The organism is Tessaracoccus sp. MC1865, assembly GCF_017815535.1.
In the GTDB taxonomy this organism is placed as follows: Bacteria; Actinomycetota; Actinomycetes; order Propionibacteriales; family Propionibacteriaceae; genus Arachnia.
Map to the genome: position 1 here is coordinate 1339364 of NZ_CP072596.1, position 25747 is coordinate 1365110.

At 66.7% G+C, this 25747-nt stretch carries 24 protein-coding genes, 1 tRNA gene, 1 pseudogene and 1 other annotated feature; of the genes and pseudogenes, 21 read left to right on the plus strand and 5 right to left on the minus strand.

Annotated elements, in window-relative coordinates:
- Window positions 1-49 precede the first annotated feature (49 nt).
- The 3 genes from J7D54_RS06090 to J7D54_RS06100 are packed head-to-tail and all read left to right on the plus strand — an operon-like array spanning window position 50 to window position 4516.
- Window positions 50-1096: a PDZ domain-containing protein gene (locus J7D54_RS06090; protein WP_182764890.1), complete on the plus strand. Its 1047-nt coding sequence runs from the start codon at window positions 50-52 to the stop codon at window positions 1094-1096.
- Window positions 1089-1601: a PPA1309 family protein gene (locus tag J7D54_RS06095; protein ID WP_245244169.1), complete on the plus strand. Its 513-nt coding sequence runs from the start codon at window positions 1089-1091 to the stop codon at window positions 1599-1601. The genes J7D54_RS06090 and J7D54_RS06095 overlap by 8 nt, the downstream gene beginning before the upstream one ends.
- Window positions 1598-4516: a UPF0182 family protein gene (locus tag J7D54_RS06100; protein WP_245244171.1), complete on the plus strand. Its 2919-nt coding sequence runs from the start codon at window positions 1598-1600 to the stop codon at window positions 4514-4516. Before J7D54_RS06095 ends, J7D54_RS06100 begins: the two co-directional genes overlap by 4 nt.
- Here the strand turns inward: J7D54_RS06100 and J7D54_RS06105 are convergent.
- Window positions 4513-5826 (minus strand): pitrilysin family protein, encoded by a 1314-nt coding sequence (locus J7D54_RS06105; protein WP_182764889.1) that lies wholly within the window; start codon window positions 5824-5826, stop codon window positions 4513-4515. The two genes, J7D54_RS06100 and J7D54_RS06105, sit on opposite strands and share 4 nt — an antisense overlap.
- Window positions 5823-7097: a pitrilysin family protein gene (locus J7D54_RS06110; protein ID WP_182764888.1), complete on the minus strand. Its 1275-nt coding sequence runs from the start codon at window positions 7095-7097 to the stop codon at window positions 5823-5825. Before J7D54_RS06110 ends, J7D54_RS06105 begins: the two co-directional genes overlap by 4 nt.
- A 53-nt stretch (window positions 7098-7150) precedes the next feature.
- Here J7D54_RS06110 and J7D54_RS06115 point away from each other — a divergent pair, with 53 nt between their 5' ends.
- On the plus strand, window positions 7151-8152 hold the full coding sequence (locus J7D54_RS06115; protein ID WP_182764887.1) for an aldo/keto reductase family protein: 1002 nt from the start codon (window positions 7151-7153) through the stop codon (window positions 8150-8152).
- Window positions 8153-8237: 85 nt separating this feature from the next.
- Here J7D54_RS06115 and J7D54_RS06120 read toward each other — a convergent pair whose 3' ends face one another.
- A complete protein-coding gene (locus tag J7D54_RS06120; protein WP_182764886.1) occupies window positions 8238-9122 on the minus strand; it encodes an alpha/beta hydrolase in 885 nt (294 codons plus the stop codon).
- A 159-nt stretch (window positions 9123-9281) separates the two neighbouring features.
- On the opposite strand from J7D54_RS06120, the gene J7D54_RS06125 reads away from it, so the two are divergent.
- A tRNA-Met gene (locus J7D54_RS06125) sits at window positions 9282-9358 on the plus strand.
- Here the strand turns inward: J7D54_RS06125 and J7D54_RS06130 are convergent.
- Window positions 9315-9782 (minus strand): helix-turn-helix domain-containing protein, encoded by a 468-nt coding sequence (locus tag J7D54_RS06130; RefSeq protein WP_371811089.1) that lies wholly within the window; start codon window positions 9780-9782, stop codon window positions 9315-9317. The genes J7D54_RS06125 and J7D54_RS06130 overlap by 44 nt on opposite strands.
- Before the next feature lie 220 nt (window positions 9783-10002).
- On the opposite strand from J7D54_RS06130, the gene J7D54_RS06135 reads away from it, so the two are divergent.
- The 12 genes and pseudogenes from J7D54_RS06135 (at window position 10003) to J7D54_RS14430 (ending at window position 19821) form a co-directional block, all read left to right on the plus strand.
- Complete coding sequence (locus J7D54_RS06135; protein ID WP_073188909.1) at window positions 10003-10314, plus strand: hypothetical protein; 312 nt, start codon at window positions 10003-10005, stop codon at window positions 10312-10314.
- On the plus strand, window positions 10311-10553 hold the full coding sequence (locus J7D54_RS06140) for a hypothetical protein (RefSeq protein WP_073188911.1): 243 nt from the start codon (window positions 10311-10313) through the stop codon (window positions 10551-10553). Before J7D54_RS06135 ends, J7D54_RS06140 begins: the two co-directional genes overlap by 4 nt.
- A complete protein-coding gene (locus J7D54_RS06145) occupies window positions 10553-10822 on the plus strand; it encodes a hypothetical protein (protein ID WP_073188913.1) in 270 nt (89 codons plus the stop codon). The genes J7D54_RS06140 and J7D54_RS06145 overlap by 1 nt, the downstream gene beginning before the upstream one ends.
- Before the next feature lie 41 nt (window positions 10823-10863).
- Window positions 10864-11013 (plus strand): annotated as a pseudogene (locus J7D54_RS14245) (helix-turn-helix domain-containing protein); the annotation flags it as partial.
- 318 nt (window positions 11014-11331) lie between these two features.
- Window positions 11332-12003: a hypothetical protein gene (locus J7D54_RS14250; protein WP_245244271.1), complete on the plus strand. Its 672-nt coding sequence runs from the start codon at window positions 11332-11334 to the stop codon at window positions 12001-12003.
- 1 nt (window position 12004) lies between these two features.
- Entirely contained in the window at window positions 12005-13000 is a 996-nt protein-coding gene (locus J7D54_RS06155; protein WP_073188917.1) for a CAP domain-containing protein, read from the plus strand.
- Window positions 13001-13067: 67 nt separating this feature from the next.
- The gene (locus J7D54_RS06160) at window positions 13068-17000 is read left to right on the plus strand and encodes a VaFE repeat-containing surface-anchored protein (RefSeq protein ID WP_182764884.1); all 3933 of its coding nucleotides are present in this window, start codon (window positions 13068-13070) and stop codon (window positions 16998-17000) included.
- 3 nt (window positions 17001-17003) lie between these two features.
- Entirely contained in the window at window positions 17004-17777 is a 774-nt protein-coding gene (locus J7D54_RS06165; RefSeq protein WP_084189577.1) for a class F sortase, read from the plus strand.
- Window positions 17778-17790: 13 nt separating this feature from the next.
- Window positions 17791-17994, plus strand: coding sequence for a hypothetical protein (locus J7D54_RS06170; RefSeq protein ID WP_073188921.1), 204 nt, complete (start codon window positions 17791-17793; stop codon window positions 17992-17994).
- A gap of 14 nt (window positions 17995-18008) precedes the next feature.
- Complete coding sequence (locus J7D54_RS06175; protein WP_073188924.1) at window positions 18009-18866, plus strand: hypothetical protein; 858 nt, start codon at window positions 18009-18011, stop codon at window positions 18864-18866.
- A 55-nt stretch (window positions 18867-18921) separates the two neighbouring features.
- A complete protein-coding gene (locus J7D54_RS06180; protein ID WP_139280257.1) occupies window positions 18922-19551 on the plus strand; it encodes a hypothetical protein in 630 nt (209 codons plus the stop codon).
- 69 nt (window positions 19552-19620) lie between these two features.
- Entirely contained in the window at window positions 19621-19821 is a 201-nt protein-coding gene (locus tag J7D54_RS14430) for a hypothetical protein (RefSeq protein ID WP_371811090.1), read from the plus strand.
- Here the strand turns inward: J7D54_RS14430 and J7D54_RS06190 are convergent.
- Window positions 19776-21043, minus strand: a protein-coding gene (locus J7D54_RS06190; RefSeq protein ID WP_182764961.1) for an IS3 family transposase whose coding sequence is annotated in 2 segments (ribosomal slippage) — window positions 19776-20740 and window positions 20740-21043 — 1269 coding nt in all. Because the reading frame shifts where the segments join, the coding sequence is not laid out codon by codon here. The genes J7D54_RS14430 and J7D54_RS06190 overlap by 46 nt on opposite strands.
- Window positions 20610-20744, minus strand: a sequence feature (AL1L pseudoknot). It overlaps the preceding gene by 135 nt.
- A gap of 23 nt (window positions 21044-21066) precedes the next feature.
- On the opposite strand from J7D54_RS06190, the gene J7D54_RS14435 reads away from it, so the two are divergent.
- Genes J7D54_RS14435 through J7D54_RS06210 form a run of 4 tightly spaced genes read left to right on the plus strand, consistent with a single transcriptional unit; the run spans window position 21067 to window position 25740 of the window.
- Window positions 21067-21318, plus strand: a complete 252-nt coding sequence (locus tag J7D54_RS14435) for a PrgI family protein (protein ID WP_370585882.1) — start codon at window positions 21067-21069, stop codon at window positions 21316-21318.
- On the plus strand, window positions 21275-23707 hold the full coding sequence (locus J7D54_RS06200) for a VirB4-like conjugal transfer ATPase, CD1110 family (RefSeq protein WP_139280258.1): 2433 nt from the start codon (window positions 21275-21277) through the stop codon (window positions 23705-23707). Before J7D54_RS14435 ends, J7D54_RS06200 begins: the two co-directional genes overlap by 44 nt.
- Window positions 23708-23727: 20 nt before the next feature.
- Window positions 23728-25494, plus strand: a complete 1767-nt coding sequence (locus J7D54_RS06205) for a M23 family metallopeptidase (RefSeq protein WP_073188931.1) — start codon at window positions 23728-23730, stop codon at window positions 25492-25494.
- A gap of 33 nt (window positions 25495-25527) precedes the next feature.
- Window positions 25528-25740: a hypothetical protein gene (locus tag J7D54_RS06210; RefSeq protein WP_209455226.1), complete on the plus strand. Its 213-nt coding sequence runs from the start codon at window positions 25528-25530 to the stop codon at window positions 25738-25740.
- Window positions 25741-25747: the final 7 nt, after the last annotated feature.

Consider the following 25747-nt stretch of genomic DNA (forward strand, 5'->3'; position numbering starts at 1 on the left):
CTTGTCGACGGTTGGTAGTGTGACGGCAGTCGCGCAGAAGGGAGCCGCCATGTCACGCAATGCCGTCGCCATTGTCAGTTCCCTGCTCTTCGCCGCGTTGGCAGCCCTGTTGGTCCTCACTCCGGTGCCGTACGTGGCCTGGCGGCCCGGCCAGACAGTGGACGTGCTGGGCAACACGGATTCCGGGCCCGTCATTGAAATCTCCGGGGGCCTTCCCACCCACCCGTCCGAGGGCCGCCTCCTGATGACGACGGTGTCGGCGACCCGGGTGGAGTCCACGATCAGTCTCCCTGAAGCCCTGTATGTGCACATGGCCACCGGCTCCGACGCGATCCCGCGCGAGATCTACTACCCCCCGGGCAAGACCATCGAGCAGGTGCGCGCCGAGGCCACCCTCCAGATGGACAACTCACGCACGTTGGCCATCGTCGCTGCGCTCCGCGCTGAGGGAGTACCCGTGGCGGAGGTACCCAGCGTCGGCGCGGTGTCGCTCACCGGCCCCGCCGCAGAGAAGCTGCTGCCTGGCGACATCATCCGGCAGGTGGACAACCAGCCGGTCGAGAACATCGACGAGTTGGAGAACGTGATCGCGGGCCGCTCGGTCGGGGACACCCTCACATTCACCATCCTGCGTGACGGCCAGCAGCGCACTGAGACCGTCACCACCAAGCCGAACGCCACCAACCCGCGCCTGCCGGATCTGGGCGTGCGCTGGGCCATCGGCTACCAGTACTCCCCGACGATCACGTTCGGGATCGATGCCGCCGTGACGGGCCCCAGCGCCGGGCTCGTCTTCGCGCTGGGCATCTACGACCGCATCACCGAAGGCGACCTGCTCGGCGGTCGCGTGGTCGCCGCCACGGGGTCCATCGACGCGAACGGCCGGGTGGGGCCCATCGGCGGCATCCGCGAGAAGATCACCGGCGCCCAGCGTGGCGGTGCCGAGATATTCCTGGTCCCGGAGCGCAACTGTCAGGACATCGGGGACCTCAGGACTGACCTGACCCTGATCAAGGTGGCCACGTTCAAGGACGCGGTGGCCGCCCTGCAACTCATCAACGAAGGAAACACTGCGGAGGTGCCTACCTGTGGCTGACCGACTTATCGCCTGCCTCATGGACGTTGAAAGACACGTCTCCGGCGCCGGATGGGACCAGCCGGCGCGGCTGTTCGCGCTGGTGACCACCGGCACGCTGCTGGATGTGGAGCCACATCTGCGGGGAAGGGTGCCGGACACGGCCCCCGACGCGCTCACCGCCATCGAGCAGGACGAGTTCCATGCGACGGACGATCTCTTCGCCAGGTTGGCGGGCATCTACTGGCCCGACACCGTCGAGGGCTGCGCCCTGGCACTCGAGCGGGCCTTCCTCCCCCCGGAGTATGAGAAGGACATCCCGGATGACCCGGATGAGGCGGCCATGTTCGTGATGAAGCACCCTGCCAAGACCGACGTGCGCGTCGTGGTGGGGGTGCTCCGCGACGGAGCCAGGCACGGGCTCGCCCGGCTCCAGGACAACCCGGACGACCTGCTGGGCGCCGAAGACCTTGTGCCCGGACTCGCCGACGCACTGCTCGATACCTTCAGGAGTGAGGACTCGTGAGCACCGAGACCCTGACCGACGCCCACGCCGAGCCACGGCGCGGACCCCTTCTCTGGACGGTACTCATCGTCGGCGGCCTGATCTTCCTCACGGTCATCGCCGCCCGCGTGGGCACCGACTACCTGTGGTTCCGAAGCATCGACTTCCAGACGGTGTTCACCACGCAGCTCGCCGCCCGCATCGGCCTGTTGTTGGTCTTCGGGCTGTTCCTGTTCGCCGTGGTGTTCTTCAGCCAGCTGATCGCCTACAAGCTGCGGCCCAAGGTCCGTCGGGCCAACCTCGACTCCGAGTTCCTCGTGCAACTGCGCGACGCCCTGGACCGGCGTTCCAAGGCGCTGATGGCCGTCCCGGCCGGCGTCCTCGGAATCCTCGGCGGACTCACCGCCGCGGGCGTCACGCCGACGTTCCTCGCCTGGTGGCACCGCACGCCGTTCGGCAAGGACGACCCGTACTTCGGCATGGACGCCAGCTTCTTCGTGTTCACCCTGCCGTGGCTGCAGTTCATCACCGGTTTTGTGCTCTTCTCCCTCATCGTGGGCGGCATCGCAGCAGCGTCCGTCCACTTCATGACCGGAGCGCTGAACACAGCGGCGTTCCGCGGGCGTGGCAACAGCCCCGCCATGGTGGGTGCCCAGCGGCACCTGTCGATCATGCTCGGCCTCGTACTGCTCGTCATCGCGGTGAACACGCTGCTGGAGCGCTACTCGCTGAGCGTGACGCCGTCGACGCTCTTCACCGGCATCGGCTACACCGACGCCAACACCCGCATGCCCGTCGCCATCATCATGGCGGCGATCGCAGTCATCACGGCGCTGGCCAGCTTCTTCAACGCGTGGCGGGTGCGTTGGAGCGTGCCCGGCGCCTCCATCGCCCTGCTGATCGTCTCGGGGCTCCTGCTGTCCATGGCCTACCCGTGGATGATCCAGACCTTCGAGGTGGATCCCAGCCCGCAGGACAAGGAACGTCCCTACATCGCCAACAACATCAAGGCGACGCGCTACGCCTTCGGCATCGAGGACGTCGAGATCGAGGATTACGAGGCGACCACCAGCGCCAGCGCCGGCCAGTTGCGTCAGGATGCCGCGGCGCTGCCGGCCATCCGCCTGATCGACCCCACGGTGGTACCGCCCACGTTCGAGCAGTTGCAGCAGGTGCGTGGCTACTACGCCTTCCCGCGCACGCTCGACGTTGACCGCTACGTGATCGATGGCAAGCCCACGGATTCCGTCGTGGCGGTCCGCGAACTGAACCTCGAATCCATCGAGGGCGGCGACACGTGGAACAACCGTCGCACGGTCTACACCCACGGCTACGGCATGGTGGCTGCCTATGGCAACCAGCGCGAAGCCAACGGCGAGCCGGTGTTCTTCTCCGGCGGCATCCCGACGATGGGCAAGCTCGACGCCCATGAACCGCGCATCTACTTCGGTGAGCGCACGGACTACTACGTCGTCGTGGGAGCCCCTGAGGGCAGCGACCCCGTGGAGCTGGACACCCCCTCCGGTGGTGAGGGCCGCTCGGAGTCGTTGTACACCTACACCGGCTCCGGTGGCGTGCCCATCGGCAACTGGTTCACCAAGGCCGCGTTCGCGATCCGCTTCGGCGACATCAACCTGATGCTGTCGGACCGGGTCAACGAACAGTCCCGGGTGTTGCACGACCGCATCCCGGTGCAGCGCGTGCACGAGGCGGCCCCCTGGCTGACCATCGACTCGGACCCGTTCCCCAGCATGGTCGACGGCCGCATGGTCTGGATCATCGACGGCTACACCACCACCGATTCCTACCCCAACGCGACCCGGCTGGACTGGACCCAGGCCATCTCCGACTCGCACACGTCGGCGGACCGCCTGCTGCTCGGGCAGCAGGTCAACTACGCCCGCAACTCCGTCAAGGCCGTCGTGGACGCCTACGACGGCTCCGTGACGCTCTACGAATGGGACGAGGAGGACCCGCTGCTGCAGACCTGGTCCAAGGCCTTCCCCGGCGCCATCACGCCGAAGGACGAGATCTCACCGGAGTTGCTGGCTCACCTGCGTTACCCGCAGGACCTCTTCAAGGCGCAGCGGGAGATCCTGGGTCGCTACCACACCACCAACCCGGGTACCTGGTACCAGCAGTCCGACGTCTGGCAAGTGCCCAACGACCCTGTCCGCGGCTCGGAGTCGCGGCAGAAGCAGCCACCCTACTTCCTGACGATCCGCTGGCCCGGCGACGACGAGCCGGTCTACTCGAACACCACGGTGTTCGTGCCGAAGGACAGGGAGAACCTGTCGGTGTACCTGGCGGTCAACTCGGATGCCACCTCCGATGACTTTGGCCGGATGCGGGTGCTCAAGCTCTCGGATGCAGAGCAGATCGCCGGTCCGGGGCAGACGTTCAACTTCATCTCGACCAACCCGGTGGTGGCGGAGCGTCTTCTCCCGTTCAACCGGCAGGGGGCCTCGGCCACCGCCATTCATGGCAACCTGCTGACGCTGCCGTTGGGCGGCGGACTGCTCTACGTGCAGCCCATCTACACCCAGGCCGTCACGTCAGGTTCCTACCCGGCGCTGCGCTTCATCGTCGTGCGCTTCGGCGAACACATCGGCATCGGCGACACCCTGCAGGCCGCGCTGGACCAGGTGTTCCAGGGCGACGCCGGCGCTGAAACGGGCGAGGGTGGCGCGGAGGGCGTGCCGCCCGTCGTCGAGCCCGGAGGCGAGGTCGAGGGAGAAGAGCCGACGCCGGCGCCGAGCGTCACGCCCGCCACGGGTGCCGAGGCGCGGGCGAGGCAGTTGCTGACTGAGGCGCAGGCGCTCTACGAGGGCGCCGACGTCGCACTGAAGGAAGGCAACCTGGGCGAATTCCAGGCCAAGACCAAGAGCGCCGAGGAGAAGGTCGCCGAGGCGATCAAGGCGCTCGACGGGGGCTAAACCACCTGCGGCCGCAGGCCGAGTTGTTCCAGAGCGGGGACCAACTCGGCCGCGGCGCCGGTGACGGCGATCGTCAGGTGCGTGGGGTCGACGACCTCGCGGAACGCGGCCGTCGCGCCCTCGGCCGTCACGAGCTTGAGCGCCGCGAAGTGCTCATTGAGGTAGTCCGGCCAGATGCCTGAGCCTGCCAACGCGGAGCCCTGGGCGACGATGTCCGCAGAGGTTTCATTGGCCAGCGGCGCGATCCCGACCAGGAAGTCCCGGGCATCGTCCGTCTCCGCGGCCGACAGGGGCTCAGCCAGCGCCAGGCCGTCGAGCATCCTGGCCACGGCGTCGCCCGCGACCTCGGTGCGCACGCTCCCGCCGACGCTGAACTGTCCCTCGTCGACGCCGGGGGAGAAGCCTCCCCTGATCCCGTAGGTGTAGCCGAGCCGCTCGCGCAGTTCGAGGTTGAGGCGGCTGGCGAACGCTCCTGCCACGGCATGGCCGGCCACCCTGAGGGAGGGCCACCGGGGGTCGTTGCGCGTCACGGTGCGGGAGGCCAGTGTGACGGTGGCCTGCACGGCGTCCGGGTGGTCGACGACCACCACGCTGGGCCCCTGCAGCGGCGACGTGGGCCGCAGCCCCTGCGCCGCGGGCTGCCCGGAGTGCCAGCCGCCGATGCCCTCAAGCACCTCGTCCAGGGTGACGGCACCGGCGATGACGAGGGTGGCGCCGACCTGGGAGAAGTGGCTCCGGTGCCATTGCGCCGCGTCGGCCGCGGTGATGCGCTGGAGCGTCTCCGGGAGGCCGCTCGTGGGCCGGGAATCGCGGTGGGTGGGGTCGTACAGCGCTGCGCGCAGGGCGAGCCGGTTCGCGGCGCCGGGCGAGGCGAGCCGCGACTCGTGGGAGGCGATCTGGGCCTCCACGTGGTGCGCGACGTCGCGTTCGCTGTAGGCGGGCTGCGTCAGTACCTCAGCGAACAGCGGCAGCACTGCGGTCAGTCGCCGCGAGGGAGACTGCCCGCCGAACGTGGTGTAGCGGTGGTGCGTGCCGCCGTGGAGGGTTGCACCCTGCGCCTCCAGCAGTTCGCCGATCCCGCCGTCGGGGTGCTGGTGGGTGCCCTCGTCAATGGCGTGCAGAGCCACGTTGGCCACGCCCTCCTTGTCGCGGGGCTCATACGTGAGCTGGGTGGGGAGGACCACTTCGAACGTGGCCACGTGCTGGCCCGGGAGGTGGAAGTGCCACACGCTGAGCCCGGAATCCAGACGCACGACGGTGGGGGTGGGGAAGTGCCAGGGCGTGGCGAGCTGGACCGCTGGTCTATTCATCGGGCGTTCTCCGCACGGTAGAGGAGTGTGTGGCAGGCGTCGGGTTGCAGCCATCTTGCGGCGGCCACGCGGACGTCGTCGGGGGTGAGGGCGAGGACGTCGCCGAGATATTTGTTCACGTACTTCGGGGAGCCGTGCAGGAGCCACGCCTCGTTGATGGCGTCGGCCCGCCCGCTGGTGGTGGCCAGGTCCCACAGCCAGTCGCGCTCGAACTGTGCCACGGCGCGGGCCAGTTCCGCCTCCGTCGGCCCCTCCACCAGGAAGGTGGCCAGTTCCCCGGTGATCGCGTCGGAGAGCTGCTCCAGCGACACGTCGTCTGCAGGGCGTCCGACCAGCGTCGTCAGCGACGCTGTGGAGCGGTTGGTGAACATTCCGCTGTGCACCTCATAGGCGACATCGGAGCGCTTGACCAAGGCCCGGTGCAGGCGGCTGGTGTTCCCGTCGGCGAGCACCGCCAGCGCGATGTCGAGGGCCGGTACGTCCGAGTGCGCCGCGTCCGGGGTGGCCCAGGACAGGTAGCTGAGCGAGTGGGGGACCTGACGGGTGACGACGTCGGTCTGCGGCGCCACGAGCCCGCCCACCGGCATCGCCCCGCGGGCAGGCTTCGACAGCGCCGGGAGGTGACCGAAGTGGCGCTCCGCGAGGCTCAGCCCCTCGTCGATGCCGACGGGGCCGCACAGCACGAGGCGGAGGTTGCTCGCCGGGTACCAGGTGCTGAAGAAGGCCGCCACGTCGCTGAGCGAGGCGGCGTCCAGATCCTCCATGGACCCGATGGTGAGGTGCCCGTACGGGTGCTCCGGCGCGAAGTGCTGAGCGGTGAGGAGCTCGAGGAGGTCGCCGTAGGGCTGGTTGTCGTAGCGCTGGCGCTTCTCCTCCTTGACCACTTGGCGCTGGGCCTCGAAGTTCTCCGGGGTGATGGCGAGCGACGCGAACCGGTCGGCCTCCAGCCAGAGGGCCAGGTCGAGGGCGCCACGAGGCACTGTCTCGAAGTAGTTGGTGCGGTCCGGCGACGTGGTGGCGTTGACGGTGCCGCCGAGGGCCTCGACGGTGGCCATGTGCTCGCCGCTGGTGACGTTGGCGGAACCCTGGAACATGAGGTGCTCGAAGAGGTGCGCGAACCCGGTGCGGCCCGCAACTTCGTCGGCGGAACCCACTTCCACCCAGATGTTGACCGCGACGCCGGGCGCCGCGTCGTCCGGCGCCACCACGACCTGCAGTCCGTTGTCGAGTGCGTGTTGGCTCAGTTCGTAGTGGAGGTCCGCCTGGGTCATACCGGCGAGCCTAGCGTGCCCGCCGAGGTGCTCCGGAGAGTAGGTTGTGGGCCATGAAATACCGCTATCTCGGCAATTCGGGTCTCAAGGTCACGGAGATCATCTACGGCAACTGGCTCACCCACGGCTCGCAGGTGGAGAACGACGCGGCGAGCGCGTGCGTGCGCGCCGCCCTGGACAACGGCATCACCACGTTCGACACCGCGGACACCTACGCGAACACGGTCGCTGAGCAGGTGCTGGGCGAGGCGCTGAAGGGTGAGCGCCGCGAGTCTCTGGAGATCCTGACGAAGGTCTACTGGCCGATCGGGCCCAAGGGCGCCAACGACGCAGGCCTCTCCCGCAAGCACATCATGGAGGGCATCGACGGGTCGCTGAAGCGGCTCCAGATGGACTACGTGGACGTCTACCAGGCGCACCGCTTCGATGTGGAGACGCCGCTCGAGGAGACGATGGTTGCTTTCGCCGACATCGTGCGCCAGGGCAAGGCGCTCTACATCGGCGTGTCGGAATGGCGCGGCGAGCAGATCCTGGAGGCTGCCAGGTACGCCAGGGAGCTGCGCATTCCGCTGGTGTCGAACCAGCCGCAGTACAGCATGCTGTGGCGGGTCATCGAGGACGAGGTGATCCCCGCCTCGCAGGAGGCGGGCCTGTCGCAGATCGTGTGGTCCCCGGTCGCCCAGGGCGTGCTGACCGGCAAGTACCTGCCGGGCCAGGGTGCGCCAGAGGGTTCGCGGGCCACCGACGCCAAGGGTGGCCAGCAGATGATCAGCCGGTGGATGCAGGACGACCTGCTCACCGCCGTCCAGGACCTCCGCCCCATCGCCGAGGAGGTGGACCTGACCATGGCCCAGCTCGCCGTCGCATGGGTGCTGCAGAACGAGAACGTGGCGGCGGCGATCATCGGTGCCTCGCGTCCGGAGCAGGTGGCCGAGAACGTCAAGGCCAGCGGCGTCGAACTGCCCGCTGATGTCATGTCCCGGATCGACGAGGTCCTCGGCGGCTTCGTCCAGCGGGATCCGGCCAAGACCCAGCCGCCTCCGCAGCGTCCGTAACCTTGGGGGCCGGTCCCTAAAGTTCCTGGAGCCGTTCCGCTGAATTCCTTCGGCGGGACGGCTTCACTGTGGTGTGGTCAGCGGCTCAGCTGTCGAGCCAACGCTGCAGGAAGTCGTCGACCAGCGCGATGTAGCCGGGCCTGTCGGAGAAGTAGCCGCCGCAGTGGTACGCCCCGTCGAAGGTCACCAGTTCGACGGCGTCGCGCCCTGCCGCGTCCCTCAGGTCCAGCGCGTGCTGGTAGGGGATGACCTCGTCACGGGTGCCGTGCAGCAGCAGGATCGGCCGGGGCGCAAGCTCGGCGATGGCGTCGATGGGGCGCACGTCGTGGAGCCGGTAGCCGTGCACCACCCGGTTGGCGAGCGCCACGAGCGGAACGAACGGCGCCGCGGGGAGGCGGTGGCCACGGAAGGCCTGGGCCACCACGTCCGTCAGAGTCGCGAAGGGGGAGTCCAGCACCAGGGCCCCGACGCGGGTCTCCTTGGCTGCTGCCAGGATGGCCGTGGCAGCACCCCCGGAGAAGCCCACGACGGCGAGCCGGGCGTCGGGGCGGCGTGCCGCTGCATAGTCCACGGCCGCCAACAGGTCGCGCTGTTCGTGGAAGGCCAGCGAAAGCGCACCGTCGCCGGAGTCGCTCGACCCCCTGAAATCGAAGAGCAGCACGCTGTGGCCCCGGCGCACCAGGCCCGGCCCGATGCCGAGCAGGTCCGACTTGTTGCCCCGGTGCCCGTGGGCGATGACGACGACGCTGCGCGACCCCGGCACGTCGAACCACCAGCCGGCGATGCGCACCCCGTCGTCGGCGGTGAAGGTGACGTTGTCGGCTTGCAGCCCCACCTCGAACGGTGTGAAGCCGTAGGGCGGCCACTCGCGCCTCGGCCCGTTCAGGGACCGTGCACCGAAAACTCCGAGAGCGGTCCCAGCCAGGCCGATGCCCGCTGCCACCCAGCCCGCGTTCCGCAACCATTTCATGGGTCCATTCATACCCGCACAGCGCCCGCCCAGCACATCTCGCCCAGCGGCGTTGCCGGTGTCGGGGGTGACGTGAACCACCGTGGAACCCATGCCCCAACTCGAACACCGACCTCGATTTGTGTTCTGGGAAGGGCTTCCGTATAGTTGTCGAAGCGACGCGGGGTGGAGCAGCTCGGTAGCTCGCTGGGCTCATAACCCAGAGGTCACAGGTTCAAATCCTGTCCCCGCTACCACATCGGGAATCCCGGCCAACGGAAGTTGGTCGGGATTCTCTGCTTTCTTGCGAGGCAGGATGGTGGCGACGTCGACGTCGAGCAATTGTGCCGCCGCGAAGACGTCCTGAAGCGACCAAGCAACGTCGCCCCGCAGCTTCTTTCCAGCTACGGACGGGGTCACCCCGAGCGCCTCGGCCAGATCCTTGTTCCTGAGTCTGCGGCGAAACAGAGCGCTCTGAATCGTGATGCCGATCGACTCATAGATCGAGTAGCCGTCGGTCAAGCCGTTCGAGCGTGCGATCTCGTGATGCTGTGCCATGGGGCCAGAATAGGCAAACAGTACCTGTAAGTGCAAGACGTGCAACGTGTGTTGCTTTGACACCAGAACTGGCATTAGGTGATACTGCATCCGTGGAGTATCACGAGATGACACCAGCGGCATTAAATGCCAAGCCGTTCTGGTCGCCCGACGAGGTGGCGGAGTTGCTGCCCGACGGCAACGCACGCGCGGTGTCGCGTTGGTGCAAGACCGGCAAGATTCCCGGAGCGAAGAAGCTCCCGAGTGGTCGTTGGGCTGTCCCCTCTGGCTGGGTTGGAGATCTCCTCAGCTCCGCGGGTGTCCAGGAGCCAGCTTCTCCCACGACGCCGGGGGAGTAGTCGGAATGTCGGTGTGGGCTGTGTCGTGGGCGTTGGGGGCGAAGGTTCCTGATGCGGTGTCGCGTTCGGTGTTGGTGGCCCTTGGCCATCTCGCTTCTGATCGTGATGAGGTTCGCGTCCCGGCTCAGGTGCTGCGCGATGTGGCTGTCTGCTCCACGGCCCGGGTGGGGCAGGCGTTGCGTGAGTTGGAGGACTGCGGTCTGGTCCAGCTCCTGGCGGCATCGTCTCAGTGGTTCGCGCTTCGTCTGCTGATCCCGGACATGTTCACGGGGATCGCGGACGCGCTGCCTGTCGAGGTTCCGAAGGTGGCGCTGTGAGTATCGATGTGACTACCGATCGGGTGCCTACCGCCGTCACGAGGCGCGTGCAGGCGGTTCTGTATGGGCTGGCCGTGGATGGCTGGGTGCAGGGGACTGCGGTCGAGGTGGCCCCGCACGTCGGGTTGTCGGTGGTTCTGGTGGCTGAGGCGTTGGCCTGGCTGGAGACCGCGGGGATGGTTCGGTTCGAGCTCGTTGATGGGCTCCCTGGATTCCAACTCTTGGAAGGTGGCAACTGATGGCTGTGCATGCGACTGCGTGGGCGATGTCGGTGAAGGTTGATGATCCTGTTGAGCGCCTCGTGCTGCTCGGGATTGCTGAATGCGTGGGGGAGGACGGGGCCGGCTACGTGAGCGGCTGGATCCCAGGGTTCGCTTGCGTGTCCCCGGAGCAGGTTCAGGCGACGGTGGCGGTGCTTGCCAGCGCCGGCGCGCTGGAGCGCCTGGGTGAGCATCCTCGCGGGCAGCTGGTCCGGCTGAACCTCGACTGGGAAGGGACACCCGGGTGAGTTTCTGGGCCGTGAACTGGGCAGCGGAGGTGAAGCTGCCGGTGTTGTCGGAGAAGCTGGTCCTTCTCCTGCTGGCGAACTTCGCCAACGATGATGACGAGGCCTGGCCTCGGATCGACACGTTGATGGACATGACGTGCAAGTCGAAGTCCACGGTCCACCGACTTCTGCAATCCCTGGAAGCGCAGGGCTATATCACCCGGATGGGCACCCGTGAGTACCGCGAGAACTCGCGTACTGGCTCGGTGATGAGCGTGTCCGTGATCCGGTTGAACGTGCCCGATTCGGTGCATCGTTCCCGCCGGAAGATGGGTCCGCGCCCTGAGGTCACTCAGCCCAACATGCCTAGTCAGATGGTGAGTCCCAAAAATGAGACTCACGGGAACGGGCCCATCGACTCTGAACCCGACTTCGATGAAGTGCCTAGTGAGGCCGTGAATCCCATTTTTGGGACTCACGGGGAGTTCGAGTCCGTGAGTCCCACCAGTGGGACTGAGGGTGTCCCACCAGTGGGACTCACATATAAGGAAGAACCACCATTTAGAACCACCAACCCAACCCCCCTGCCCCCCAGCGACGACTCCGAGGTCGACGAGCTGGGCGACGGGCCGGTCGGGTCGGGTCGGGTGTCGAACGACGAGAACGAGACGTTGCCGCCTGGGCCGACGGCCGAGCAGTGGCTCGTGCTGCGTGACTGCCTCCCCAGGCCGATGCAGGCCCTCGACGGGCCGACCGCGCTGCGAGTCGTCGGGCTCCTGGTCGAGCGGCTGGAGGCTGGCTGGAGCCCGGACCGGATCCACGACACGCTGGCCGGGAACGCGCTGCCACCGAACGTGCGGTCGCTGGGCGGTCTGGTGCTGCACCGGGTCGGGGCGATCCCGGTCGACGGCGCTCCGCGCCGCCTGACGGCTGTGCCCCGCCCTGCCGCTCCGCAGCCGCCCCAGTTCCGGCCGTTGTGGATGGTCGAGAAGAAGCGCGCCGAGCTGACCGGCTCGGAGGATGCTGGCCGTCCCCGTGAGTGGTTCATGGCCACCTACCCGGGCCCCTCGACGGTGCCGGCTGATGTCGCGTTGGGGGAGTACCTCCGCGCTGAACTGCGCAACCCTGCTGCACCCGGCCGGAGCGGTGTCAGTGCTGCGCGAGACGATGACCAGGACTCTCCTCTAGCGAAAGGTTCCTGAGATGTCTCGTCGTATCCTCGCCGCGTTCACTGCGGCCCTCACCCTCGCCGCCGGCGCGCTGGTCGCCACGGCACCGTCGGCTGCCGCCGATGTGTACACCGAGCCCGGCTATCACGTCGTCAACGGGCGCGAATGGCGCACCACCTGCGAGCCCTACTCCCAGACCAAGCGGTGCCGTACCGAGATCAAGGCCTCGACCGTGATCCGTACCGGTGCCCGCTACGTGCAGACCACCGGATGGGTGTTCAACAACCTCACCTACCTCCCCTCGGATGCCCGCCTCTGGGCAGGCAACCCGCTCGCCCGGACGGGGCAGTGGACCGCCTCCGATGGTCGGCTGTGGCGCACCGAATGCAACACCCCCGCCACCGGCCGTAACGGCTGCCGCTCCTACAGCATGGTCGACGTCGTCGCAGCGGTGCGCAGCACGCGTGGCACCAGCTTCGTCAAGCAGCGCCAGTGGGTCCTCAACAACATCGTCCAGTTCACCACCCCCACCTCGGCAGTCACCCCGACGCCGAAGCCCACCCCCACCCCGACGCCTACCCCGACGCCGGTCGGCCCGTACGACGCCCGCGTCGGCATCGACGACCAGGACACCTTCGCGAAGTCACTGGTCGAGTGGACCAACAAGGCCCGCATCGAGGACGGAGTGAAGGTCGGCTACGGCAACGACGGTAAGGCAGTCGCCTACGACCCCACGCTCAACGCCGAAGCCCTCAAGTGCGCCCAGTCGAACCTCGCCCACGGCTCGCTCGACCACTCCCTGCCGGGCTGCGTGGCAGGCGACGGAGTGTACGGCGAGAACCTCGCTGGCACGACCATCGGTCGCCCGGTCAGTGTGCTTGTCGACGGCTGGATGAAGTCCCCGGGCCACTACAGCTTGATGACAAGCGCTCTCAACGTCGGATTCGGCGGGGCGTACGCGTGTGACGCCGAGTGGTGTGTCGCGGTGATCAAGGCGGAGCACGACTGGTCGTTGTATCCGGGCAACTAGTTCGCGGTCTCCGAAGTCTCGGGGGCCGACCTCAACCCAAACCCATGGAAAGGGGAAGTCGAGAACAATGAGACTTCGTAAAGTCGTAGCAACACTGGTTGCTGCGCTCGTGCTGCTCGTGTCGCTGACCGCGACCCGAGCCAACGCCTGGACGGCGGTGGAGGGCTCCGGCCCTGCCGGCGGCTACCAGTCGATGACCGGTGTCGGGGAAGGCGCCTGGTCCACCAGGAGCCTGACCACCTTCTCCACCTACCTGATGCCCGGCGGCGCTGGCCGCTGGATCTGCATCGACCCACTGGAACGCGTGCCGTCGGTGATCTCCACCAACACCACCCAGGTCTCCAACCCCAAGGTCGCCTGGATGATGCACACCTACAGCCTCACCAAGGACCCCTACCAGGCCGCAGCGCTGGCCTACTGGGTCAAGCGCCAGTACCCCTCCAGCGGCGGGGAAGAAGCCGCCCGCCAGGTCGCCGCGAACGAGCCGACCGACTGGGCTGCCATGCAGAACTACATCACCGCGATGGATGCCCAGGCCAACAAGTACGCCGGCCCCTACGAGCTGGTGATGAACCTCACCGAGACCGGCGCCACCCCAGTGGTCCGCTCAACGCTCAGCAAGCAGCCGCTGAAGTTCCTCACCCCGGCCGACGGGCCCTGGTTCGAGACCAACCCGCAGGTCCGCCTCACCTTCGGCAACGCAACGTTCACCGACGGGCAGACCTCGAAGATCGTCGACGCTAACACCGCCTTCACATACCGCACTACAGACCGGACCAAGCCGGTCACCGCGACCGCCTCGGTCGCCGGACTCCCCGGCACCACCATGACGCTCTACGCAGAGGCCGGCTTCCAGCGGATGATCGGACGCGGCATCCCCACCAACGACCCGCTGAGCGCCACCGCAACCATCGAAGCCTTCCAAGAGACGCCGGTGATCGAGACGGTGTCCTCGGCTGTAGCGGGCATCAAGATCGGCGAGCCGATTACTGACTTGATCCGCGTCACACGGGGCAAGCCGAACACGTCGATGGTCGTCCCGGCGGTGCTGTATGGCCCGTTCGACTCCAAGCCGACACAGCGGCAAGATGCCCCGTCCGGCGCGCCGGTCGCGTTCCGCACCGATGTGACGATCCGCCTCGACGCGCGCGGCGACGGTCAGGCGACGTCGGCAGGGTTCACGCCGACGAAGCCGGGTTGGTACACGTGGGATGTCAACTGGGCTGGCGACGCGAACAATGCGGCGTTCAACCACGAGTTCGGTGTCCCGGCGGAGACCGGCTTCATGTCGGTGTTCACGCCGACCATGACCACCGTGTCATCGGCCGCCAACGGTGAGCTGAAGGTCGGAGACCAGGTTACCGATGAGCTGAAGATCACTGGGGGACGTCCCGGTGCGACGGTGCAGGTCGATGTGGTGCTCTACGGCCCGGTCGCGGATGAGCCGGTCGAGGCCGCGACCGCACCGGCCGGCACCCCAGAAGCGACCCGAGAGACGCTGTCGGTGAAGCTGGACGCCCAAGGCAATGCCACCGTCACGTCCACGCCGTACACGGTCGAGGAGACCGGCTGGTACTCCTACACCGGCACGGTGCGCGCCGACGAGTCGCATGAGGCGTTCAGCCACAATTACGGCGTCGCGTCGGAGACGGGGCACCTGCGCAAGCGCACCCCGGAGATCTCCACGGTCACCTCGGCCGTGGCAGGGATCCGGGTCGGGGACCCGATCCGTGACGAGATCACCGTTACCGGTGGCCGTCCCGGCTCGACCGTGATCGTCGACGCCACCTTGTACGGGCCAGTGGCCGAGCAGCCCGTCGAGGCCGCGACCGCACCTGAGGGTGCTGCGGTGGCATGGTCGGGTGAGATCTCGATCACCCTCGACGCGCAGGGCAACGGCACCGGCACCACCGCCGACTACATCCCGGCAGCTGCCGGCTGGTACTCCTACACCGGCACGCTCCGCGGCGACACCTCACACGAGACGTTCGTCCACAACTACGGCGTGACCTCCGAAACCGGCCAGGTGCTGCGCTATCAGCCGGAGGCGACCACGCAAACCTCCGACACCCTCATCGACGGGCCCGGGGAGCTGACCGACACGATCGACGCCACCAACGGCAAGCCCGGCGCCGCATTCAGCGGCACCTCGACGCTGTTCGGCCCGTTCGAGGTCGATCCGGTGGGCCAGCCGCTGAACCCGGACACCGACCCCGTCGTCGGGATCTCGACCTTCGAAGGCTCGTTCGACGATGAGGGCAACGCCACTGTCGTCTCCACTGCGCAGACGGTCTCCGAGGCCGGCTACTACGTGTGGGCTGAGCAGATTGCTGCTGATGTGAATAATGAGGAGTCGCAGTGGCCCGATGCCGTCACCTCGGAAACCAGCCTGTGGCTCGATATGGAGGTGGCCTCGCAGGTGTCGGCGCAGCTGGCGCTGGTGGGTCACACCATCACCGATGACGTCACCGTCACTGGTGTGAAGTCCTCGATCGGTGACACCCCGATCGACTACACCCTGACCGGCACCCTCTACGCCGCCCCTGCGGTCGAGGGCTCGTGTGAGGCTGTCGACTGGGCCGATGCTGCTGTGGCTGATTCATTCACTGAGCAGCTTGCTGCTGGTGATGTGCCGGCCGACGGGACCTGGTCCCTGACCGGGCTCGGCGAGCACACCGTCAAGGAACTGGGATGCCTCACCTACGGCTACGAGCTGACCGCTCAGGCCGGTGAGGATGCCATCACCGCCATCCATGCCCCTGGGCATGTGACCCAGACCACGTTGGTCACGCAGCCGGAGATCGAGACCAAGGCCCACGACAAGGCGGACGGCGATCAGCACCTCCACGGCGCGACCGAGCAGGTCATCGTCGACGTGGTGCCCTACGTCGGTCTCGTCCCCGGCAAGGAATACACCGTTGAGGGCATCCTCATGGACAAGGCCACCGGTGAGCCCCTGTCGCCGGAGATCACGGCGACGACCACCTTCACGCCGACCGAACCGTCGGGCCAGGTCGAGCTGGAATTCGTCGTGAGCGTGGCGCACATGTACAAGACGATCGTGGTGTTCGAAACCTTGTTCCATGAGGGTCGTGAGATCGCGATCCACGCCGACATCGACGATGAGCAGCAGACGATCTGGTGGACGAAGATCGGCACCACCGCCACCGACAAGGCTGACGGCGATTCGTTCCTGAACAATGCCGGCGACAAGCAGGTCGTTGACGTGGTGGCCTATCAGGGCCTCATCCCCGGCAAGACCTATCTGATCGAGGGTGAGTTGATGGACAAGGCCAGCGGTGAGCCATTGCTGCTGGCGTCGAAGGCGTCGACGACGTTCACCCCGACCACCCCCGATGGGGAGGTCGAGCTGGAGTTCACCGTCGTGGCCGATCATCAGGGCAAGGTCCTGGTGGCGTTCGAAACCGTCAGCTTGGAGGGTAACACGGTGGCGGTCCATGCCGACATCAACGACGTGGCCCAGACTGTGTACTGGCCCGATCTGCGCACGTCTGCGACCGATCAGGCCGACGGCGACAAGCAGCTCCTGGCTGCTGGCGGCACCATCGTCGACAAGGTCACCTACACCGGTCTCCAGCCGGGGGAGACCTACACGGTGCGCGGTGAGCTGATGGACAAGGCCACCGGCGAAGGCACCGGCATCCTCGGTGAGGCCAGCTTCACCGCTGAGACCGCCGACGGCGTGGTCGACGTGCTGTTCACCGTCCCGGGCGGCTACGCGAACAAGACCCTGGTCGTGTTCGAGACCCTGTTCCACGGCGATGTTGAGATCACCGCGCACGCGGACCTCAACGACGTCGAGCAGACGGTGACCATCGCCCGCACGTCGGGCGGTGGGATCAGCACCGGTGACGTGCCCGAGCTGGGTACTGCTGGCGGTGGCCCCGCGTGGCCGCTGATCGCGGTCGGCGCGGTGGCTCTGCTCGGCGCCGCGGGCGTGGGTGCCCGCACCCTGCGCACCCGAAAGACGGGTGCGTAACCAATGAAGCACGTCGGGCAGCACCGTGTGCCCCCCAACACCAGCCTGGACTCGAGCCAGGCCGGTGCTGCCCGGCGTCCCTGGGCGACTCGGCTGGCCTGGTGGCTGGTCGGGTTGCTGCTGGTGGTGAGCGTCACGGCCACGGTCGCGGCGTTCACCACCGCCCCCACCCCTGAACCTGTGGCACCCGAGGGCCTAGCCGTCGTCGACGGCACGGTGCAAGCCCCCGCCGCTGAACCCCTCCACAACCCCACACCGGCCCTGACCGGCCCCACCGCCGTCCCCACAGCATCCTCACCCAGCGGCGGGCCGGCGGCTGCACGCGGGTCTCGTAGGGTGCAGATCCCTGCTCTCGGGGTGGATGCCCCGATCGGAGCTGATCTGCGTCGCGGGAGCAGTGGAGATTGGATTCCCCCGGACCATGCGATCGGCGCATGGCGCGAGTCGGCTGACCTGTCCGCCACCGTCGGGGTGACGATGCTGGCTGGGCATGTGTGGGTCGGCCAGCGCCCTGGTGTGCTGATCGATCTTCGCCACATCACCCCCGGCAACCTGATCACGGTCGTCGACGGCGACACCGTCCAGCACTTCCTGGTCACCGACCGTTACGAGGTGGCCTCCGATGCGCTGCCGGAGTCGGTGTGGGGATCGTCCACCGGCGATCGGGGTCTGGTGCTGGTGACCTGCGCCGGTGAAGGGATCACCCGCGACGGGCGGCGCGTGTGGTCGCGCAACCTCATTGTTGAAGCTTCTCTCTACACGAAACCTCTCACCTAAAGGAGAACCCGAAATGGACCAACTCAAGAGCATCATCACGCTGCTGTCGACCTTCGTGTCGGTGGCCGGCGGCTTGTGGCTGGCGTGGGGTGTGATCAGCCTCGGCTTCGCGATCAAGGAGCAGGAAGGCTCCGGTATGCGTGGCGGCATCCTCCAGATCGTCGGCGGCGGGCTTGTCCTGGCCGGCGGCGTGTACCTGGGCACGCTCGGCGGCTGAGCTGAGGGGCTGAGGTGTCGTTCGCGCGTGACGTGCTGGAGCCGATCCTGCGCGATATGTCGGGAGGGTTGGGGTCGATGTTCGGCCTCAACCTGACTGACGTGCTCCAGTCACCGGAGGAGTACTCCGCGTCGACGGCGGCGCTGATGGTGACGATCTCCGACACGATCGTGATGCCGGCCGCGACGCTGATCCTGGTGGTGCTGTTCATGCTGGAGCTCGTGCGGATCGGGATGCGCACCGACGGCGACGGGGAAACGTTCGCCAAGACGGCGTTCTTCACCCTGGTGAAGTTCGTCATGCTCAAACTGATCTTCGAGTCCACCCATGTGGTGATGCAGGGCATCTACGCCCTGTTTGCCGAGATGGCCAGCCAAGCCAACACGATCACTGCGGTGACCACCGGTGTGGGCAGCGACCAGCTCAACGGGTTCCTCACGTCGGTGGACGACATGGACTGGCTCGGGCAGACGGTGTTGATCATCTTCATGCTGCTGGCGTGGCTGGTGAACAAGGGCGCGATGATCGCAGCCCTGGCGCTGGTGGTGGTCCGGTTCGTCAAGCTGTACATCTTCGCCGCGTTCGCACCGGCACCGATCGCGATGTTCGCCACCCAGGAGACCCGCACCTTCGGCGTGGGGTTCCTGCGTAACTATGCCGCGATCGTCCTCCAAGCCCTGGTGCTGGTGTTGGCGTTCGCGATCTATCAAACCGTGACCAGCACCTGGGCCGGTAGCGCGTTTGCCAACCTCGACGGCAACGCCGTCACCGCTGCACTGTCGATCAGCGGCAGCTTCATCATGATGGGCGTCGTGCTGGGCATGGTCGTCCTCGGATCAGGAAGGATCGCCAGTGAGCTACTGGGCAACTAGAACCCGCCACACCACCCTAGCGACGCTAGCGGGGGCAGTGGTCATAGTGGGGTTAGTGTCGGGGTGTGGTGCTCCGGCACGGGACCTCAACGAGGTCCGCCAAGACGCGCTCGTTGAGATGGAGCAGTTGCGGTTCGCGGAGGACTACCACGACTCTCTGAAGACGATCGAACGCTCGGTCAACATCGACGAGATCGACAACGTGCTGCGGATCGCCCGCGACACCGACGCCGAGAACCAGGACGTGTTCTGGGGCTGCGCGCAACGCGGAACCGGGCTGCTCGACGGAGCCACCCTGAGCGCGATGACCGACGGGGTCAAGGAGTTCAACGAGTTCGAGCTGACGCTGGGGCGTAACCAGTCAGCGTCGCTGGACTTGGTCGGCACCGCTGAAATGATCGGGCAGATGGAGATCTCGCAGGGCGATCAGTGGCTGATCGACCACGCCGGCACCGTGACCGGGTGGGAAGCGACGTTGGATGAGTCGATCGCCAACCGGCGAATCGAACTGCACGAGGGACGTCAGATGGTCTATGTGTATGGCCCCGATCGGTGCCACGTGCCGTTCACGTTGACGCTCACCACCACGGGGGAGGGCCCCACTGACCATGAGGCCACCTTGCTGGTCCAGGAGTCCGGCGCACTGCTGATCGACGTGTTCGGTTCCTCGTTCGACATCAAGTGAGCCGGGTGGATTGCTGTGGCGTTGGAGATGAGGGTCTACGAGGAGCTGACCTCGATCGAGCCGAAGGTGATGGCCGGGTTCACGTGGCGCCAGTTGTTGGCGGTCGTGGTCGTCGGTGCCGTCACGATCGGGTTGGTGGTGGCTCTGTTCCTGGCTGGGACCACGGACTTCAGCATCGTGTCGTGGATCGTGATGAATCGCACTGGGCCTGATGGAGGCTCGGGCTATTGGATTCCGACCAGGTGTTGGTCGGTCCGTTTCGTAGCGTAGAGCGTTTCCTCGAACTCTGCTGGTGGGACGTCGGACAGATAGCTGTGCAAGCGCTGGTGGTTGTGCCAGTGGACCCAGCTCAGTGTGGCGAGTTCGACGTCTTCCACCGTCTTCCAGGGGCGTCCTTCACGGGCCGGGCCGCGGATCAACTCGGCCTTGTAGTAGCCGTTCACCGTCTCGGCGAGGGCATTGTCATACGAATCGCCGACGGTGCCGATCGAGGGCACCGCACCGATCTCAGCGAGGCGCTCGCCGTAGCGGATCGACGTGAACTGGGACCCGGCATCGGAGTGACACCGCAGCCCATCGAGCTGAGTGCCGCGTGACCAGCGGGCCATTTCGATGGCGTCGAGGACCATCGTGGTCCGCATGTGGGACGCGACCCGCCAACCGACGACCATTCTCGAGCAGGCGTCGATGATGAAGCAGACGTAGGCGATGCCGGCCCAGGTCGGCACGAACGTCAGGTCGGTGACCCACAGCTGGTTCGGTGCCGTGGCAGTGAAGTCGCGGCGGACCAGGTCGGGGTGCCGCGGCATGCCCGGGTCGGGCTTGGTGGTGCGGACCCGTTTGGTTCGCCGCACGCCTTCGATCCCGGCGGCGCGCATCAGTCGGGCGACCTGGTCGCGGCCCACGTCGTGACCTGCACGTCGGGCTGCCTTCCAGATCTTCCGCGCACCGTAGACGCGGTAGTTGTCCTCCCACAGCCGCCGCACGACTGGGCCCATCACCTCATCACGCTGAGCCCGTGCCGAGGGTTGCCGGCCCTTGATCGCGTAGTAGCTGCTTGGGGCCACCTGCAACACGCGGCAGATGAGCTCGACCCCCAAACGCCGTCCCGCGACGATGTCGTCGCGGTTGGCGTCGATGAACGCGGCTACTTCTTGTGCTGGCGGTCGAGCTCCGCCCCGAAGAAACTCGCTGCCCTCTTCAAGATTTCGTTGGCACGCCTGAGCTCACGGTTTTCCTGCTCAAGCGCCTTCAACCTCTCCGAATCGCCGGTGCTGACCCCGGCGACGTGGCCCTCATCGATGTCAGCTTGGCGAACCCAGGAACGCACCGATTCGGTGCCGTAACCGAGCTGGGCCGCGACGCGTTGCACCGTGCCGTGCCCGGTTCCCAACTCGGCACGCAGTGTCCTGACCATCCGCACCGCAGCGGCCTTCTCTTCAGGGCTGTAGCGACGCGTGGTCGGCTTCCCCGGGGTGGTGTCCTTCGGCATGAGACCATCCTCGTTTCAAAACGATGGAGACTCCAACCAACCCAGTGCGATTCATGATCCCGATCGCGGTGCCGTTCGCCGCGTGGGGCTGGGTCAAACCGTTCGGGATGCGGTTCGAGAAGTACGCCGGGCATGTGTGGCGGTTCCTGGCCCGCCCCACCAAGCGCCTGTATGCCAATGACGCGCTGTGGCAGGCGCACCAAAGAGAGTCGTTTGAAGGGAAGAGGCCTCGTGTTCCTCGGAAACAAGAGCAAGTCGAAGAAGCCGGCCACTAACCCGGCAGGCACGCCTGCCGCGACGCCGAAGTCGTCCAAGGCTGCGGCGAAGAAGAAGGCCAAGGCACGGGCTGCGGAGGCGAAGAAGGCCCAGAGCGTGCTGTGGTACGACGCGATCACCGAATCAGGTGTGTGCGTGCTCGGCGGTGGGAAATACTCGGTGATGCTGCGCCTGTCTGACATCAACTACCAGTTGGCCACTGACGATCGGCAGCGCGAGCTGCTGGAGCGCTACGCGAGGTTCTTCAACCTGTTCTCGATGGGCCAGCAGTTGCAGGTCACCATCGTCAACCGCCGGCTGGAGCGCGACACCCTGTTGGGCAAGGTGCTGTTCCCCGAACCGCTGCACGGTGACGCGGTCAGCGTGTACCGCTCGGACCACAACAAGCTAGTGCGGTCCATGATCGGTGAGTCGCGCTACTCGATCGTGGCAGAGAAGTACCTGACGTTGACGGTGTCTGGCGAGTCGCTCGACGAGGCCCTGGCCGTGCTCAACCCTCTGGTGGAGCAGGTCACCAACCAGATGTGGACGCTGCTGGAGTGCCGCGCCCACCGCGTCGATGGACCGGGCCGGATCGAGTTGCTGCGCGAGCTGACCCGTGGCTGCTACGCGGCCGGGTTCGACTACGCCGGCATGGCCCGCTCGGGAGCAACCACCCGCGACGAGCTGGCCCCGCAGGCGGTGGAGTTCCCCACCCGCAGCGAGCTGGTTCTGGCCGGCGACGAGGGAGACATCTGGTGCCAGACGTTGGTGCTGCGCGACTACCCGTCGTGGATGAGCGACCAGCTGTTTCGGCGGTTGTCGGAGGTGCAGACCGATCTGGTCATCTCCTTCCACATTTCCCCGATCGATCGGTCAGAGTCGCGTGATCTGGTGATGCGCCGCAAGGCGGAGCTCGACATGGAACGCACGGACCGGCGCCGCAAGCTGGTCAAGGCGAACATGGACCCGGAGGAGGATCTGCCGGAGTCGTTGAAGCGGTCGTTGGCTGAGGTCAAGGACCTCATGCACGACCTCGACGACAACGATCAGCGTCTCTACACCACCACGTTGGTGGTGATGGTCCAGGCGTCGTCGGCTGAGGAGCTGAAGGATCGGGTGACGAAGGTGCGCCAAGCGGCGAAGACCGAGTCGTGTGATCTGGCGGTGATGAAGTTCTTCCAGGAGCAGGGATTCAACACCGCGCTGCCGCTGGGGGAGTCGTTCCTGCCGGTGCATCGCACGCTCACGTCGGCGGCGGTGGCGGTGATGGTGCCGTTCACGTCGCAGGAGATCCTCGACGATCAGGGCCTGTTCTATGGCACCAACGCGGCCACGGGGAACCCGATCATTGCTGACCGTCGACGGACACGTAACGGCAACGCGTTCGTGCTGGGAACCTCCGGGTCGGGCAAGTCCCACTTCTCGAAGTGGGAGATCGCAGAAGTGCTCATCGGTCGCCCCAACGATGAGGTCATCATCATCGACCCCGAACACGAGTACCGTCCGCTGGCGGATGCGTTCGATGCGACCGTCGTCGACGTCCATGCCGGCTCGTCGCAGGTGATCAACCCGTTCGACATCGTGCTCAACACCCGTGAGGGTGACCCCGTCAGGTTGAAGGCAGAATCGCTGCTGTCGATGCTGCGTGTCCTGCTGGGTGGCGGCAGGGGTTTGTCGGCCGCGCAGGAGTCGATCCTCGACCGGTCGATCACCACTTTGTATCACCGTTACCTCGACGACCAGAACCAGCCCGTGCCCACCCTGCGGTCGCTGCATGGGGAGCTGCTGCTCCAGGCCGAACCGGAAGCTGCGGCGATCGCCACGGCGCTGGAGATGTATGCCACCGGCACGTTCTCCGGGTTCGCGCAGCAGACCAACGTGGATGTGTCCAACCGGTTCATCTACTACGACATCGCCAAGCTGGGCGACCACATGAAGACCTTCGGGATGATGGTGGTCCTCGACCAGGTGTGGAACCGGGTCATGTCCAACTTCGGCCGAGGGATCCGCACCTGGCTCTACGTCGACGAGTTCCACCTGATGTTCACCAACCCGCACGCACTGGCCACGTTCTTGTCGATCTACAAGCGGGCCCGCAAGTACGGTCTGCTGCCCACCGGCATCACGCAGAACGTGGAGGAACTCCTGGCGGTGCCTGAGGCCCGGTTGATGCTGTCGAACTGTGATTGCCTGTTCCTGCTTGGACAGAAGAAGACTGACGCCGACGAGCTGGCGGTCCTGCTCGGGCTGTCGGATGACCAGATCAGGGCGTTCACCTCCGTCGAAGCCGGCTACGGCCTGCTCAGCTTCGGGGCGACCACGCTGCCGTTCAACGCGCGTAAGGAACAGTCCCCGCGCGGGCCGCTGCTCACCCTGCTCGACACGACGTTCGACGACCGCAGCTAGACGCACTCCAAAGGGTTGGGATGTACAGGACCAGGGGTGCGGGCCGGCTCACCGGCCATCAGCGGGGGACCGCGCTGACCCGCTCGGCGCGGGTGATCAGCCGTACCCGAGGCGAGGTCCACTCCCTGGCCGCGACCGCCCGCGCCACTGAACGCAAGGTTGCTGCCGCTGGTGATCTGGACCCTGACCAGCAAACCAACTCGGCTGTGGTGTCTCGCAGCAAAGAGATCGCGTTGCAGAAGGTCAGCTACAAGCTGGCCGGGAACCCGCCCAAGACGTCGATCGGCCGGACCGCGAACCGGGCAGGGGTCGGCGCAGTCCAAGCCACCGGCTCGGAGCTGAAGAACGCACTTCGTGACGGTGGGCGGCTCGACATCGACGACGCCGCCGTGTCCGCGGCGAGGTGGGCCAACCGCCACGGCACCGCCCTGACCGTCAAGGTCGGAGCCAAGACGCTTGTGTTCGGCGGCAAAGCCGGGATCAAGACCTCCTCGCTTGTCGGGCACGCCACGGTCGGCGCCGTCCGCTACTCCGCGATCGGCACCATCCACGCCGCACGGCTCGGCGCCACCGGCGCCGCAGCGGCTGGCCGGCTGACCGGGCAGGTCGCCACTCGAGGAGCACGCCTCACTGGCCGCGCCGCCACACGGGGCACCAACACTCTCCGCAAAGCGGGAGCGGCAGGCTGGAAGCGCGGCACGGCCGCAGCCCAGCGGGCGAAAGCTGCGGCTGTCAGTGGAGCCCGCGCAGCTGCGGTAATGGTCAAGGCTGCCGCGAGCGCGATCGTCGCCGCCGTCTCCGGCTCCACAGTGCTGCCCGTCGTGGTTGGCATCATCGCCGTGGTCGCTCTGCTGGTGGCGATCCTGCCGGGGTTCATCACCGGCGCCGGCCATGAGCAGCACCGTTCAGAAACCCTCTCGGCGGTGTGCATCTCGTCTCCCTACGAGCTGGGCCCGGTCCAGCCGCACGTCGAGCAGGCTACGGTGCTGTTGGGCACCCTCCACGGGGTTGAGGTGATCGGCGGCTGGCGTCCAGGCAACACCTACGACGTTGAAGGCCATCCGGCCGGGTTGGCTGTTGACCTGATGACCGACCGCGCGAAGGGCGATGCGGTGGCCGCCTACGCTCAAGAGCACGCGGCCGAGCTGGGAATCAAGTACATCATCTGGTGGCAGAAGATCTGGTCGGTCGAACGCGCCGGTGAAGGGTGGCGGCAGATGGAGGACCGTCGCTCCGATTCGGCCAACCACCTCGATCACGTTCACATCTCCTTCAACCCCGACCCCGGCACCGGCGGCTTGGAGACCCTCATGGCGGAGGCGTGTGGCACCGGCGCCGACGGCGCGCCAGCGGTCAACAAGGCGGCAGCAGAATCGATCGGGGGCTGGGCCAACCCGACCCCGTCGACGAGGGTCACATCCCCGTACGGGATGCGGACCCATCCGATCACCGGGGTGTACAAGCTCCACACCGGCGCCGACTACGGCGGCGGCTGTGGGGTGCCCATCAACGCGGCCGCGTCCGGGACGGTCTCCTCGGTGTCCCCCAACCGCGCCTACGGCAACCTCATCACCATCGACCATGGCGCCGGTATCGTCACCCGCTACGCCCACTCCTACAAGAGCGAGATCTATGTCCGTGCCGGCGATACCGTCGTGGCCGGGCAGCGCATCGCCGCCATGGGCAGCTCCGGCTACTCCACCGCCTGCCACCTCCACTTCGAAGTGAAAGTGGGCGGCGGGTTCGTCGATCCCGTCGCGTTCCTGCAAGCCAGAGGTTTGGGATGAGAAAGTGTCACACCTGCCCGGTAGCGTCACCTGGTGACGAAAGGAGCCGGCATGGAGATCAACCTGAAGATTGTCGCCGTCGTGGCCGCGATGTGTGTCGTCGGGCCGGTGGGGCTCATCCTGATCCGCTGGGTGTTCCGCGCCCTGGGGCTGTTCGTTGCCCTCGCGCTGGGCACCATCGTCCTAGCGTTGGTAGTGGCGCTAGTGCGGGGAGTGGTCACGGGCGGTATCTCGTTCACCTGGTGAACCGGAG